The organism is Bacillota bacterium, from assembly GCA_012727955.1.
Classification (GTDB): domain Bacteria; phylum Bacillota; class Limnochordia; order DTU087; family JAAYGB01; genus JAAYGB01.
In genome coordinates this window covers 83794-98153 of record JAAYGB010000066.1, presented here as the reverse complement: position 1 = coordinate 98153, position 14360 = coordinate 83794, and the positions used below count along the sequence as shown (strand labels likewise).

13 protein-coding genes, 1 pseudogene and 1 other annotated feature are annotated in these 14360 nt (G+C 53.3%); of the genes and pseudogenes, 7 read left to right on the top strand and 7 right to left on the bottom strand.

All coding sequences use genetic code 11. The annotated features are described in order from the left end of the window. The first annotated feature begins 125 nt into the window (after positions 1-125). Positions 126-944: an FprA family A-type flavoprotein gene (locus GX030_11070; GenBank protein ID NLV92914.1), complete on the top strand. Its 819-nt coding sequence runs from the start codon at positions 126-128 to the stop codon at positions 942-944. 32 nt (positions 945-976) lie between these two features. Here GX030_11070 and GX030_11065 read toward each other — a convergent pair whose 3' ends face one another. The 4 genes from GX030_11065 to GX030_11050 are packed head-to-tail and all read right to left on the bottom strand — an operon-like array spanning position 977 to position 5052. Then, positions 977-1201 carry a hypothetical protein gene (locus GX030_11065; protein ID NLV92913.1) on the bottom strand — a complete coding sequence of 75 codons (225 nt, stop codon included), beginning with the start codon at positions 1199-1201 and terminating at the stop codon, positions 977-979. Beyond that, entirely contained in the window at positions 1198-2310 is a 1113-nt protein-coding gene (locus GX030_11060) for a GerAB/ArcD/ProY family transporter (GenBank protein NLV92912.1), read from the bottom strand. Before GX030_11060 ends, GX030_11065 begins: the two co-directional genes overlap by 4 nt. A 32-nt stretch (positions 2311-2342) precedes the next feature. Beyond that, positions 2343-3491, bottom strand: a complete 1149-nt coding sequence (locus tag GX030_11055; protein NLV92911.1) for a Ger(x)C family spore germination protein — start codon at positions 3489-3491, stop codon at positions 2343-2345. Continuing rightward, positions 3481-5052 (bottom strand): spore germination protein, encoded by a 1572-nt coding sequence (locus GX030_11050; GenBank protein ID NLV92910.1) that lies wholly within the window; start codon positions 5050-5052, stop codon positions 3481-3483. Before GX030_11050 ends, GX030_11055 begins: the two co-directional genes overlap by 11 nt. A 174-nt stretch (positions 5053-5226) precedes the next feature. Here GX030_11050 and GX030_11045 point away from each other — a divergent pair, with 174 nt between their 5' ends. From GX030_11045 to GX030_11035, 3 genes are read left to right on the top strand one after another with little or no spacing between them, the layout of a single operon-like run. Further along, on the top strand, positions 5227-6066 hold the full coding sequence (locus tag GX030_11045) for an HAD family hydrolase (protein ID NLV92909.1): 840 nt from the start codon (positions 5227-5229) through the stop codon (positions 6064-6066). A gap of 49 nt (positions 6067-6115) precedes the next feature. Then, on the top strand, positions 6116-7099 hold the full coding sequence (locus GX030_11040; protein NLV92908.1) for a hypothetical protein: 984 nt from the start codon (positions 6116-6118) through the stop codon (positions 7097-7099). A 1-nt stretch (position 7100) separates the two neighbouring features. Continuing rightward, positions 7101-8153 carry a carbohydrate kinase gene (locus GX030_11035; protein NLV92907.1) on the top strand — a complete coding sequence of 351 codons (1053 nt, stop codon included), beginning with the start codon at positions 7101-7103 and terminating at the stop codon, positions 8151-8153. A 369-nt stretch (positions 8154-8522) separates the two neighbouring features. Here the strand turns inward: GX030_11035 and GX030_11030 are convergent. Then, positions 8523-8630: pseudogene (locus tag GX030_11030) on the bottom strand (spore coat protein). 128 nt (positions 8631-8758) lie between these two features. Beyond that, positions 8759-10225 (bottom strand): lysine--tRNA ligase, encoded by a 1467-nt coding sequence (lysS, locus tag GX030_11025; GenBank protein NLV92906.1) that lies wholly within the window; start codon positions 10223-10225, stop codon positions 8759-8761. A gap of 75 nt (positions 10226-10300) precedes the next feature. Beyond that, positions 10301-10562: a binding site (T-box leader), on the bottom strand. Between the two features lie 178 nt (positions 10563-10740). Here lysS and GX030_11020 point away from each other — a divergent pair. Next, positions 10741-11463, top strand: coding sequence for an amino acid ABC transporter ATP-binding protein (locus tag GX030_11020; protein NLV92905.1), 723 nt, complete (start codon positions 10741-10743; stop codon positions 11461-11463). Here the strand turns inward: GX030_11020 and GX030_11015 are convergent. Beyond that, a complete protein-coding gene (locus GX030_11015; GenBank protein NLV92904.1) occupies positions 11447-12424 on the bottom strand; it encodes a bile acid:sodium symporter family protein in 978 nt (325 codons plus the stop codon). The two genes, GX030_11020 and GX030_11015, sit on opposite strands and share 17 nt — an antisense overlap. Positions 12425-12608: 184 nt before the next feature. Here GX030_11015 and GX030_11010 point away from each other — a divergent pair, with 184 nt between their 5' ends. Both GX030_11010 and GX030_11005 read left to right on the top strand, forming a co-directional pair. Further along, on the top strand, positions 12609-13448 hold the full coding sequence (locus tag GX030_11010; GenBank protein NLV92903.1) for a histidinol-phosphatase HisJ family protein: 840 nt from the start codon (positions 12609-12611) through the stop codon (positions 13446-13448). Positions 13449-13502: 54 nt separating this feature from the next. Then, complete coding sequence (locus GX030_11005) at positions 13503-14294, top strand: DUF2797 domain-containing protein (GenBank protein NLV92902.1); 792 nt, start codon at positions 13503-13505, stop codon at positions 14292-14294. Positions 14295-14360: the final 66 nt, after the last annotated feature.

Below are 14360 nucleotides of genomic sequence, written 5' to 3'. Positions count from 1 at the left end.
GCCCCAAAGTGGCCCCAAAACCGGTTTTTTGAGGGACTGGGATAAAAAGGAAAAACGCCGTAACATGCACGGCGTCTATGTTTGAAGTGGCAGGGGAGACAGGACTCGAACCCGCAGCCCTCGGTTTGGGAGATAGAAGGCTGAGGTTTATCTCGGCGCCCTTCCTGCACTGGCCGGATACCATATTCACCTATCTAGAGGAGGAGCAGGTTCTATTTACCTGTGATGGTTTCGGTGCCCATTACTGCGACCCTAAGGGGAGGATGTGGGCCAGTGCCATTGGCGGTCACATGGACCAGGTCCGCTACTACTATGACAGCATCATGAGCCCCTTTAAACCAAAGATCCTCGACGCAATGGAAAGGATCAAGGGGTTACCGATGCGGCTCATCGCTCCGGGACATGGACCCATCCTCGATGAAGATCTTTGGTCCTATGTTGATGCATACCAACGCTGGAGCAGCGATGAAGCCGAGGGAGAAAAGCGGATCGTGATCGCCTATGCTTCCGCCTATGGTCACACCCGACGGATGGCTGAAGGGATTTTGGAGGGGGTACAATCGGTGCCCGAGGTCACCGCGATTTTAGTCGATGTCAGTGAGATGACCGATGAAGAGATGGACACACTCCTGACTGACATCGACGGACTGATTGTTGGCTCCCCTACCTTTAACGCCGATGCCGTTGCCCCGATTTGGCGGCTGTTGTCTCACATCAATCCGATTAAGCACAAGGGGATTCTGGCCGGGGCCTTTGGCAACTACGGCTGGAGTGGGGAAGCCGTTGAACTCCTGGAGAAGAAAATGCACTCCGCGAAATTGGCTTTGGTACAGCCGGGGATGCGGATCAACTTTGCCCCAACGGCCGAGGAGTTGGCTGCTCTCAAAGAATGGGGCAGGGACTTTGCCACGGCTATGGTGAGGGAACCTACAGCGAAGAGCTAGACGTTTTAGGCCGGAGGCGGGGTACCTCCGGCCTAACCAATGATTAGCAGCAGCACTGCCACACCGATACCGCCGATGCCGTAGATTATTCCCAAGGCCCGGTAGAATTTGGCTTCCTTCACAAAGTTCAGCTGCTCTAACCGCCGGCAGTCAACGAACACTGCCCAAAGTCCGATCAAGGAGACGATGAGCCCGAACCACAGGGTATAGCGGTCGGCGAGCCAGCCCAGGAGGGAGTCAAGCAATACGGGGGTCAAACCTCTTCATCTCCTTTCCATCTCGGTCTGTTGCCATTGAGAATGGCAAGGAAGAATACGCCTAGAATCAGGGCGAGATAGATACCCGTTGCCAGTGAGAGCCAGTCTGCGAAGGCGTAGACGGCAACATCGTTAGGCGGGATTCGGGAAATCAGGTAGACGGGAGGAACTAAAAATCCCACCAGGGGAATGTAACTGGTAACATGAAACAGCTGGCCAAAGATCATCGCCAAGAGGTACAGCAAAATCGACAGACTCATGAACACAATTAGCGCCCAGGCTCCGACGTAGAAAACCGTTAACCTTTCGACAAGTAAGGTAGGCATCTCGATGGAAGTAACCACCTCCAGGCCGGGGAGAATCAGGACTTGGCTTTGTTGGACGCCAAAGACTGCGAGGGTGATGAGGCTGAGGACAAATACCGGCATTCCCACAAATATCAGGGCAGAGGGCACAATATACCGATGCTCTCGGGCGGTGCTCTCCGTCGATGACAGGAGCAACAAGGGCACCAGTACAGCACTGAGACGGCCCGTTATCAGCAGAGCTTCCTTTAGCTCGGGCAGAATGCCTCCATGAAGAATGGGGCGCAAACTCAGCCAATCGGCTTCAGGCCAGGTGAGAAGGGGCAAGAGGGACGCAATGGAGATGGCACCAAGGGCTACAAGGGTAGCCATTCTTCCCATGGGCTCAATCCCTTTGCGGGCCATATGCACAGAGACCAAAAGGAAAACTAGCGAGATCACCTCATTGGGAGTAGAATCCAGCAGGCTGACTTGCACCAATGCCGAAGATAAGCGGACTACCCGAGCCGTCTGTCCCAGCCACAAGAGAAACAGTCCCGCCCCCAATACCCATCCTAGGGTCTTGCCCACCACTGCCTGTAGGATTTCAACGATTCCCTCACCGGGAAACATCTGGCCCATCTTGAGAAAACACCAGCCGAGACCGGCGCCTATCGCGAGCACCAACAGTAGGACGAACCAACAATCGGGACCAACGGCCACCGCTAAGTCTCGGGGAAAGGACAGAAGTTGGACATCAAAGAGGGCGACAATTAAGATCGCGATGAGCTGCATCACTGATATCTTGTCGTTATCTCGATACATGTTGGTGATCACTCCAAACCTATGGGTCAGGACTAGGCCGTCATCCCGATACTTGTGATTTGCACCTGCACGTCAATGTCAACCTGGACTCGGGAAAACTCCTCGGGCCAATTGTCCTGCAGCTGTTCCCATGCCTTGGGATAATAGCGACTGATCAGCCAGCCGAATCTCACGACATCGGTTTGAAACTCTGACTGGAGCTTGTCCAGGGTGGCTCGGACGTCCTCTTCAATCTCCTTGGCCACCAACAACTCCGCCTCGCGAATCTCCTGCAGGCTAATCAGTGGTCTGGTGGGGCTGATTTCCGCGACACTGCCCTCCACGGACATCTTGATTTCAAAGCGGACTTGACCCCTTTCCACCTTCGGCTTAATGGTGGATTTAAACTTCCCGATGCCGAAGGTCAATTTGCTTTCCGGTTCCGGGTATCCTGAGATCACGATGTCGCCGCCTTCTCCCTCATTGAGCATGTAGGCCAGGGCGGCAGTTTCCTCCTCACCTAACCAGCCCACCATTTTCCAATCCTTGATCAGCGCGGTGCCACCAACTTTAATATCGGTTTTTCCCGGAGTAACTCGGGGGATATGGGCGTTTCCCGTCTCCCGCAATGACCTAATGATCCGGTTATATCCCCGGGGAATAAAGGAGTTACTTAAACGGCTGTGCTCGAGAATATCATAGATATATGTGGAGGCCAGCGGAGTAATGGGAGGCTGAACGGCAAAGACATCCTTGGCCTTGTCCGCGGCGATGACCACTTGAAATCGTCGGGTAAACTCCCTGTGTCTCTCGAAAAAATCAAGGATCTTGTCGAGCCCCTCTTCGGCCACGGCTTTGCTGATCACTACTACCCGAGTATGGCCCAGGAAGAGATCTAAGTTAGCCCGATTGGCCAATTCTCGAGCGGTGTCATAGATGGAGGGGCCTGTTCCCGCCAGCAACCAGAAGTTCTCGCCCCCGCCATTTCCCTGAACGCCGCCAGATTCACCTTGGGCTGAGGCGCCGAGTTTGGGAATTTCCAAGGTGATTAGATAGTGATCTGGGTGTTCTGGATCCTCGGCGAGATCGATGCCAATGCCTTGAATGAAGGCCCGATCTTGAATTTCAATCTGATCCCAACATCCCCCCAGGGAGAACATCAGCAGTATTACCAACAGGCAACTTAGGGCTTTACGCATCATCTTGGGTCCCTTTCTGATCAGACTGAATCGGTCTTTGTCTTTCCTTGTCAGCACTTCCGTAGATCGAGGGACGGCGACGGAAGACCTCCAGGGGTAGTCGCACCAAGGAGTCTTTAAGATCTCCCAGCTTCAGGGGCGCCCATGGAGCCAAGTAGGGTACGCCAAAGCTTTTCAAAGATAACAGGTGCACCATGATCAGCCAGCATACTACCACGACGCCAAACAGCCCAAACAGCGAAGCTCCAAGCATGATCAGGATCCTCAAGCCCCGAAAGGCCGTTGCCAAGGGCCATGAGGGAAGGGAAAAGCTGGAGATGGCTGTCAAGGCAATGACGATGACGATTCCCGGGCTGACCAGACCCGCGGACACCGCGGCTTCACCGACGATGAGTCCGCCGACGATTCCCACGGTTTGTCCAATGGCGCTGGGCAGTCGGACTCCCGCTTCCTGCAGCAGCTCTAAGGCCCCTTGCATAACGAAGGCCTCCAGGGCAGCGGGAAAGGGTACCCCGACCCGAGAACCGGCAATGCTTTGGGCCAGGGCCGTCGGCAGCATTTCCGGGTGAAAGGAGGTCAAGGCGATATACAGTCCCGGCAGGACCAAGGCAAAGAAGTTGCCGACGAAGCGGACCAGTCGGGCCAAGGTGGTAACATACCAACGGTTGTAGTAATCCTCCGGCGATTGCATCAGAGTATTCAAGGTGGTGGGGACCAGCAGCACCAAGGGAGCCCCATCCACGATGATTCCAATTCTTCCCTCGGCAATCGCGCCCACGACACTGTCGGGCCTTTCGGTGGTCTGGCAGGTGGGAAAGGGCGTATAGGAGTTTTCCTCGATGAGCTGTTCCACGAGACCGCTTTCCAGGACAATATCGGAGTCGATTTCAAGGAGACGCTTTTCCACTTCCTCCACCAATTTCGGATCTGCCAGGTCACCAACGTAAACCATGGCGACGTCGGTTTTACTCCGCCGCCCCAGTTTAAGGGGCTTAAACACAATATTGGGGTCTCGCCAGCGACGGCGAATCAGTGCGGTATTGACCCGCAGGGTTTCGGTGAAGGCGTCCCGGGGGCCGCGAATCACATTCTCTACAGCGGGTTCCGAGACACTGCGGGTGGGCCAACCCTTGGTCTCAAAGAGCAGAGCTTGATTATGACCGTCGACGAATACGGCAGAAACTCCTGACATGACCGCCAGGATGACCTCATCCATCGTTTCAACCCTGGTGGCCGAAGCCGTTGATACCAGGGCCGCCTCGAGATACTCAAAGGCCTGGCTGGGAGTGGCGTAACTGGGGGGAGTCAATCTCGCGTCGATGAGAATCGGTCTAATAATATGATTCTCCACTTCCGCCTTATCCACGAGACCTTCGGTAAAAAGCACCAAGACCTTATGTTTTCTTTCCGTTCCCAACAGGATCTCTCGCCGGACAACATCGGTGGCATCCTGCAGGACAAAATCCAACAGTTCCTTGATTTCTTCTAGACTTCTCGGCAATTGATCGTGACCGAAGGAGATACCCCTTCTTCTTGTCTTGCTAGGCTTACGGGATTTTGCCATCTGCAATTGTCACCCCCATCTGTATGGAGTATGGCTCAGAACCCTGCATTTATACGACTGGTCCATCGGACTGAGGGGGTGGGTCTTGGCAGGTATTAGCGGTTAGAGGCAGAAGCAGTAGCGGCAAGGGGGACGAAGGAGTATAGACTTTCCAAAGAGGGGTGAGATGCAGCGATGGCAAGGCAAGGAAAGGATCTTCATCGGCGAGATATATCGGTTATCGAGTGGATTAACCCCGTGGATTCACTGCAGCAAATTCAGTTTTGCCTCTTTGACTTTGATGGCACTCTTAGTTTGATTCGTGGCGGCTGGCAAGAGGTAATGATCAGTTACGGGGTTGAAGTTCTGCAAGAGACCAAGACCGATGAGATGGCTTGGCAGCTGGAGGAATTGGTGACGGAGTTTGTCACCGAACTTACCGGCAAACAAACCATCTATCAGATGATTCGTTTGGCCGAAGAAGTGAAATTGCGAGGAAAGGAACCGGCGGATCCCTTGGACTACAAACATGAATATCTGCGTCGGCTGATGCTCCGGGTCGGTCACCGCCGACAGGGATTGCTAGATGGGACCATTGATCCCGAGGAACTTCTGGTCCCGGGCTCGATTCAGCTGCTTACCTTGCTTCAGGAACGAGGAATAACCATGTATCTAGCCAGTGGTACCGACGATCCCGACGTTAAATTGGAAGCCAAAGCCCTCGGCATCGACGGTTACTTTGCCGGGATTTTCGGTGCCTTGGATGACTACAAGAGATTTTCCAAAGCCATGGTCATCGAACGGATCATCAGTGCTCACAACATCGATGGTTCACGGCTGTTGGGCTTTGGCGACGGGTTTGTTGAAATAGAAAACGTCAAGGAAGTGGGAGGAATCGCCATCGGAGTGGCCTCCGATGAAACCGGTCAGGGGGGAATGGACTCCTGGAAGCGGGAGCGGTTGATTGCCGCAGGTGCCGATGGGATTATCGCCGACTACCAGGACCTTACCTGGCTTGAGAAAGCCTTGAGCTAGAAAGGAATCTAGAAGTGGGCAGTTACAGCGAAACAAGGGGGGAGTAACTGTGGTCTATCCCAGATTCGATCCTACCAAGCTGAGGTTAAGACCCGTGACCGAGCGCGAGCACGACGTGTCGGTAGCTGACTTAGTTGATCTCGACTATACCGGGGAGTTTTCCCATCCCGCGTTGTCTATCGTCGCCGAGAGGATTCAACGGGCTCGATCTCAAGGGTCCGCGGTCATTGCGATGATGGGAGCTCATGTGATCAAGACGGGCATGAGTCGGTTTGTCATTCAACTGATGAAGGAGGGCTACCTGACCCATATCGCGCTCAATGGTGCTGGGGCGATTCATGACTATGAACTGGCCTTAGTGGGAGCAACCAGTGAAAGTGTGGCTCGGTATATCAGGAAGGGAGAATTTGGTCTGTGGCAGGAGACCGGCGGCATCAACGACATCGCCCGACAGGCCGCGACCACCGATCTTGGCTTTGGGGAAGCTTTGGGTCGTGCTATTTCTGAAGGGGATTTTCCCTACAAGGATATCAGCATCCTAGCGGCAGGATATCGGGCCAGGGTTCCGGTGACGATTCACGTAGCCCTAGGTCAGGACATTATTCATCAGCATCCCAACTGCAGCGGTGCCGCCTTGGGTGAGGTAAGCTATCGGGACTTTCTTACTTATGTACAGTCCGTTGACAACCTTGAGGGCGGTGTGCTCCTGAACATCGGAACCGCGGTGATGGGGCCGGAGGTCTACCTCAAGGCATTGTCGATGGTGCGCAATGTCGCAGAACAGACAGGACGAAGGGTAAGCCGGTTTACCACTGCCGTCTTTGACCTACACCCCTACGCCGATGAGGACTACCATCGGGAGATGTCCAAGGAGGATCCTCGCTACTACTACCGGCCTTGGAAAACGATTTTGGTGAGAACGGTAGCCGATGGCGGCGAGAGTTACTATATCCAAGGGGAGCACCGGCAAACGCTGCCTGCCTTGTATCATCTGCTGGCATCAGCGGCTAAGGGTACAGAAAGGGGAGGGTAGGGTGGATAGAAGGTGTCTGGAGCAGCTATTTTCCCGGTTGAAGCAGAAAACCGTGTTGGTAGTGGGTGATTTTTTCCTCGATCGGTATCTGATGATTGACCCGGCCAAGGATGAACCTTCTTTGGAGACGGGACTGACGGCATACCAGGTCGTCGAAGTGAGGAACAGCCCGGGAGCCGCAGGTTCCGTTGCCGACAGTTTGGCGGCCTTGGAAATCGGGCACGTGATGGCTTTGAGCCTGCTGGGAGACGATGGTGCTGGGTATGATTTACGCCGGGAACTGCACCGAAGGGGAATTAATACCGAGGCGATGATTATCGATGACCGACTTCGGACTCCAACCTACACCAAGCCGATGCGGCAGCAGGGAGAAGGAGACGTCGAACTGAATCGCTTGGACATCAAGAATTTCTCTCCCACTCCCCCGGACATCGTGGACAAAATCGCGGCGAGATTGGCGGCGTTGGCTCCGAAGGTCGACGGAATCGCGGTCATCGACCAAGTGGCAGAGGCAGAGTGCGGCGTTGTCACTACTGCCCTTCGGCAACACCTAACCCAAATCGCCCAGACCTACCCTGATTTGCCTATCATAGTCGATTCCAGGGCCCGCGCTTGGCAGTATCGCAACGTGATGCTAACTCCCAATGCCCAGGAAGTATTGGCAGGTAGAGGTGGGTACGAGTCTGAAGAGGTTGACGATGGGCAATTAGCAGCCGTTGGACAGGAGTTATACAGCCAGGCTGGCCGGCCGGTGTTTATCACCCTGGGAAGTCGGGGGCAGTTGGTCATAACCAAGTCCCGTTCCTCTTTAGTGCCCACCATCTTCGTCCCTGGCCCCATTGATGTTGTTGGGGCAGGAGACAGCGCCATGGCGGGAATTCTCGCAGCCCTGATGTCCCAATGGGAGCCCATAGACGCCGCCAAGCTCGGCAATGTCACTGCGTCTATCACTATCCAGAAGTTAGGCACAACGGGGACAGCTTCCCCTGCAGAAGTCTTGGCCCAAGCCCCACTATTTCAACATCTGACGCCTCGCAAGTGGGGCAGTTCATAGGTAGTTAATAGCCAGATAATAAGTCAATTATCTGAATTTCCCGGGAAATAGCAAATGCGGGGTTGGCAGCGCTCAACCCCGCACTTGTCGTCGAATCTTTCGTTCTCCCATCTATTTAACAGGGAAGCCGGCCACAGAACCCGGAGCCGGAGCAACGGGACCGCCGCCGGCTAACTTAGACACGGTAGCGATTCGATTCATCGGAATCTCGAGAATGACGTTACCGTTGATGAGGACAATATATTCGGGATAGACACGAGTAAGGATCCCCGATACGGCACTATACCGTCCGCCGGAGGTTAGGATCACTAGGACGTTATCGTTGACTTGCCGCCGCAGGAGCCGATACCAGTCTCCGCCGTAGTCATAGCCGCCATAGCCATATCCATAGGGTTCCCGGCGGTAGTCACCATAGCCATCATAGCCGCCATAGCGACAATCGTCGTAGCAGCCATAGTCGTAGCCGCTATATCCGTACGCCATACCCAATTCTCCTTTCTGTGTAGAGTAGGATTTACCATAGCATACTCGCTAAGAAAAAAACTTGGAAAGGAGAATTTTCCTATTCTTATCTTCCCAGCCCAAAATAGGAACGGGATCCCAGATTAGTCTACGGGCCGCATAAGGGGGAAGAGGACGCAATCCTTGATATTCTCAGTATTGAGGAGGACTTGAGCTAAGCGGTCAATCCCCAATCCCCAGCCGGAGATAGGAGGCATACCGTACTCCATTGCCGTGATGTAGTCCTCATCCATCACCATGGCTTCTTCATCGCCGGCACTTCGCAGCCTAGCCTGTTCTTCCAGGCGCTTCCTTTGCTCAATGGGATCCACCAACTCAGAATAGGCGTTGACGATCTCAGCGCCATTGACCAACAGCTGGAAGCGATCGGTGATCCGACCGTCCTCATCATTGGCTCTGGCCAGAGGGGAAAGTTCGATGGGATGTCCCACTAAGAAGGTCGGCTGGATCAACTTGGGTCGACTGACCTTCTTGTACAGCAGGTCAATCAGGTTGCCCTTGCCTAAGGCCTTGATATTATCGTGCTCCAGGGTAATGCCCCGTTCTTCGATGGCCGCGAGCAGATCTGCTGCCGTGGGATACTCATTGATGTCGATCCCAGCATCGGCAATTAGCAGGTCCCGGAAGGATTTCACCGGCCATTCCCCGGAGAAATCGATGCGATGGTCCCCGATTTGAATTTCCGTCGAGCCAAAGAGCTCTTTCACCACCTGCACTAACATGCGCTTAATCAGCTGCATGTTGTCCTGGTAGTTCCAATAGGCGCTGTACCCCTCAATCATCGTAAAGTCCTGCAGATGAGTAGGGCTGATGCCTTCGTTACGGAAGTTCCTTGCCACTTCAAAGACATGGGTGAAGCCACCGACGATCAGTCGCTTGAGGTAGGTCTCTGGAGCAATTCGCAGATATAGGTCAATGTCCAGGGCATTGTGGTGGGTGACAAAGGGCTTGGCCAAGGCTCCCGAAGGTTTGGGTTGTAACACCGGGGTTTCAACTTCTAAGAACCCTTCATTTTCCAGGAAGCGACGGATAGCACTGACCATCTTGGTGCGAAGGACAAAGCGCTGCCTAGTTTCTTGATTCATAATTAGGTCAAGGTAGCGCTGGCGATAGCGGGCTTCGACATCGGTCAGGCCGTGCCACTTCTCCGGTAGAGGCCGCAGGGCTTTACCCAGGAAGGTGTATTCATCAATCCGCAGGGTCTTCTCTCCAGTACGGGTGGTAAACATCTCACCCTTGGCCCCGATAAAATCGCCAATATCAATGGTTGAATGAAAGACAGAGTACACCTCTTCGCCGACTACGTCTTGGCGTAGGGCCAATTGGAGATCTCCCAGTAAGTCGCTGACTCGGATAAAGGTTAGCTTGCCAAAGCGGCGGATATTGAGGATGCGGCCAGCTACCTGGACGTCGGCCACCCCATCGGCTAGCTTGGCTGCTTCCTCTAAGGTGTGAGTCACCTCGTATTTTTCGGGGTAGGGGTTAATCCCTAACTCCCGCAGTCGGGTCAGTTTTTCCCGACGGACTAGTTCTTGATCCGTTAAGGCCATCAGCTATAGCCTCCTTGTCTTGTTAGAGTGTATGCAAAGATAAAGTATATGCAAAAAACAAAAATGCTCACGCCCCATTAGGACGAAAGCATTTTCCGCGGTACCACCTAACTTGGTCGCCACCGACAACGGCGCGACCCTCTCTATCTCCCGGTAACGGGGGAGTAGTCGGCAAAACTACTTTCTCACAGGATCAGCAGATCCCAAGGTGAGATTTTTTCGTTTTGCGGCTCCGCAGCTCTTATTCACCGATGCTGGTTTACTGCACTTCCACCTTCCTGCAGCTCTCTGGGAAACCGGTTCTCATCGGCTACTAGGTCTGCATCAACGCCTGTAGCAGGAATCAATTGGCATGCTTGCGGCTGTATTATACCGATTCTGGTTGTCAGCGTCAAGGGGTTAGAGTTGACCGGCGGTCACCCTAACCTGTATGATTATGAAAAAGCACTTCATAAATCCCAGACTGGAGGTTTCCGATGGCAAACCAAGAGGCAGTCGGTCACCAAGACAACTCGGTGGTTGTCTTTGACCGGGTAAACAAATTCTTTGGCTCCCATCAAGTTCTCTTTGATATTACCACTGAGATCTATGCCGGTGAAACAGTGGTGCTGCTGGGCCCCAGTGGTTCGGGAAAAAGCACCATGCTGCGGTGTATCAACGGTCTAGAGAAGGTACAAAGTGGTCGCTTACAGGTACTGGGCTATGATCTGACGGACCCCAATACCGATATGAAAGAGCTCAGTGCTCAGATTGGGATGGTGTTTCAATCCTTTAATCTCTATCCCCATATGACGGTACTGGACAACATCACCTTGGCTCCCAGGAGGGTGCTGAAACTGGATCGAACCGTTGCTGAGGAAAGGGGACATCAGCTCCTGGAGCGAGTTGGGATTCCCGACAAGGCCCACGCCTATCCCAGTGAGCTGTCCGGTGGACAACAACAGCGGGTGGCGATAGCCCGGTCCTTGGCTATGGAGCCGAAAATCATGCTCTTTGATGAACCCACTTCCGCTTTGGACCCAGAAATGATCAAGGAGGTCCTCGATGTGATCAAGGACCTGGCCGGCAAAGGAATGACCATGGTCCTAGTCACCCATGAAATGGGCTTTGCTCGAGAAGCCGCCGATCGGATCCTCTTTATCGATGGCGGAAGAATCATCGAGGAAGGTACTCCCGATCACTTCTTTGATCATCCGACCCAGGAGCGGACTAAGGCCTTTCTTAGTAAGATTCTTTGACCGGTTGGACTTGGCCAGCCCGATAGTCAACTAGGCGTTTCACGATACTGGCCATGGGTTGCTGCAGCAAGATACTTAAGATCACCGGCATGGCCACTAGGGGAGGGAAATACGCCAGGGCAATGACAATTCCAGCGCCGTTGTTGCGCATTCCCGAGACAAAGGAAACGGAGATTCTCGATCCCAAATCCTTGGGAAAAAGCAGTGACGCAAAACCAAATCCCGTCAGATAGGATAGGAGTACGTAGGCGAACACCGCAAAGATGATGACAAATACCCTGGGTCCCACATCACTGAGGTAGGGACGCATGACCGCACCGTTGATGGCCAAAATGAGAAACACGTTAAGCCGGACCCCCAAGTCTAGGTAGGGTTTGGCTTTTTTCGTTGTTGCAGGGAATTTCTGGCGAAACAACAGGCCAATGATACAGGGAATAATTACTGTCTTAATCAGCTTGACAACCAGGGCCTGGGCATCAAACTCCACCAGTTGTCCTGCCATAACGCCCATAACTCCTGGGGTAACCAGTCCAGCCAGGAAAGTCGTCAAGGTAATAATCGACAGAGTTAGAGGAAGGTTGCCTTTGGCCAGGTCCGTCCAGAAGGCGGAGGTCATGGCTACCGGCAAAACGGCAATCAGAACCAACCCTGCGGTGATCTCCGGGTGATTGGGAAACAGGAGGCTGCCCAGACCAAAGGCCAGCAGGGGAAGAAAACCATAGATAAACAAGACGATAGCAAGAATCTGAAAGGGCGACTTGAGAACATTAAGAAACTCCCTGGGCGTACATCCCAAGGCCAAGGTAAACATGTTCACCATAAGAATAAAGCTGGTTAAACCTTCAAATGTCGCAAAAAATCGGGGAAGAAGCAACCCCAACGCTAGGGATGTGAGGATAAGGGCGATGTAGCGTTGCTCGACCCAATCCCGAAACCTCTGGAAGGTTGATACAGTCTGCATAGTCATTCCTCTTTTCTGTTTCGCTTCTGGCTGCGATTTGTCGTTTGTTCATGCATCGATTCCCCTTTCTGCGGCAAGAATCCTGCTCCTGGTCCAACTTAGAGGGTAGGGCTGCGGCAGGTAAATGGCCCCTGGGCCCCGAAAGGGTGATTACGTATAGGGAACAAGGTCAGGAGTGGATGCGATGCTGGCGGATTATCATATGCACTTGGAAAACGGTCCTTTAACGGTGGAATATATTGCTCAGTTTGTCGAGGTCGCTCAGGCTCGGGGAGTAACCGAGGTGGGAATCAGTGAACACTGCCACCACTTTGTTGAATACCGACGAATAATGGAGCACTTGGCGACGGGACCGGGTACTTACCGGGAACTTGACGAGTTTTTTTCGCAATGTTTTCATACCCCGATTGCAGAGTACATCGATGTGCTTAACCAGGCGCGGCAGGCCGGTTTACCCATCAAGATTGGGATAGAGGTGGACTACATCCCTGGCTTTGAGAGGGAAATCGCCGAGTTTATCGCGGGACAGGAGTGGGATTACGTCTTGGGATCGGTCCACTACCTCGGCAAATGGGCGATAGACTTTAGCCCAGATCTAGGCTGGCAGGAAAGGGACGTAGATCAGGTATATGAAGAGTATTTCTCGACTCTGCAACAGGCGGCTCGTTCAGGGCTCTTCGATGTGATTACCCATCCCGACTTGGTCAAGATCTTTGGCCATCGACCAGGGATAGCATTGGATAGAATCTACGCAGAGACGGCAGCGTCTATGGCCGAGGGCGGAGTTTGTTGTGAGGTCAGCGCCGCGGGTATACGCAAACCCGTAGGGGAAATTTACCCGGCACGGGAACTGCTGGCAGAGTGCCAAAGGCGCAACGTGCCCATTACCTTTTCGTCGGACGCCCACTATCCTCAGGAGGCCGGTGAAAATCTCCACCAAGCGGTGGCCTTTGCCAAATCCTGTGGGTATACACAGGCCGCCACCTTTACTGCCCGCCAGATGACACTGTATCCCCTAGATTAGCAGCTTTTTTGGAGAAAAGGGCAAAGCAAAGGACATAGGATAGGAGCGTGACCGATGAGTCTTTCGGGACAGTTGACTAAACTGGAGCATCAACGGGACAAGCCGATTCAATATCACTTACGCCTAGGCAACGAACGGATTTCCCTCAATGACTTACTGGAGAAAAGGATTACTATTTCCTTCGAGGATAAGATCGAATGCATCGCCTGCGGTCGGGTGATCAAGAAAACTTACAATAGCGGTTATTGCTATCCCTGTTTTCGCGACTTACCGGAAAATGACCTCTGTATCGTTAAACCCAGTCTCTGTCACCATCACAAGGGGACCTGTCGAGACAGTCAGTGGGGAGAAAGTCATTGTATGCAGCCCCACATTGTCTATCTAGCCATTAGCAGTGAACTCAAGGTGGGCTTGACCCGTCGGGATAATCATTTTTCCCGGTGGACGGACCAGGGTGCGGTGGAGGGCCTTGTTTTGGCGGAACTGCCCACCCGGAAACTGGCTGGGGAGTTGGAGTTAGCCCTAGCAGAACATGTATCGGATCGCACCGACTGGCGCAGGATGTTACAAAATAGAGTTACCGATCGAGATTTAGCGCAGGCTCGCACCGAGCTGATTGAGCGGGTGCCCGCCGAATACCGGCAGTATCTACTTCCTGCGCAAGAGATTGTTCAATTGGAGTATCCCATGGTGGCTGCGGCACCAAAGCTTAAGTCCTTTGACCTGTTAAAGCAGGCAACGGTTAGCGGGCAGCTGGTGGGAATCAAGGGACAATACTTAATTCTTGATAACGGAGTATTTAACGTCAGGAAGCATTCCGGGTTTTACATCAGCTTTAGTTACTAGTAATTCGAAACCGATCCCCTAAACTGGCTCCTTTTGGGGCTCAGGTCTAGGGGGTCGTTGTTATCA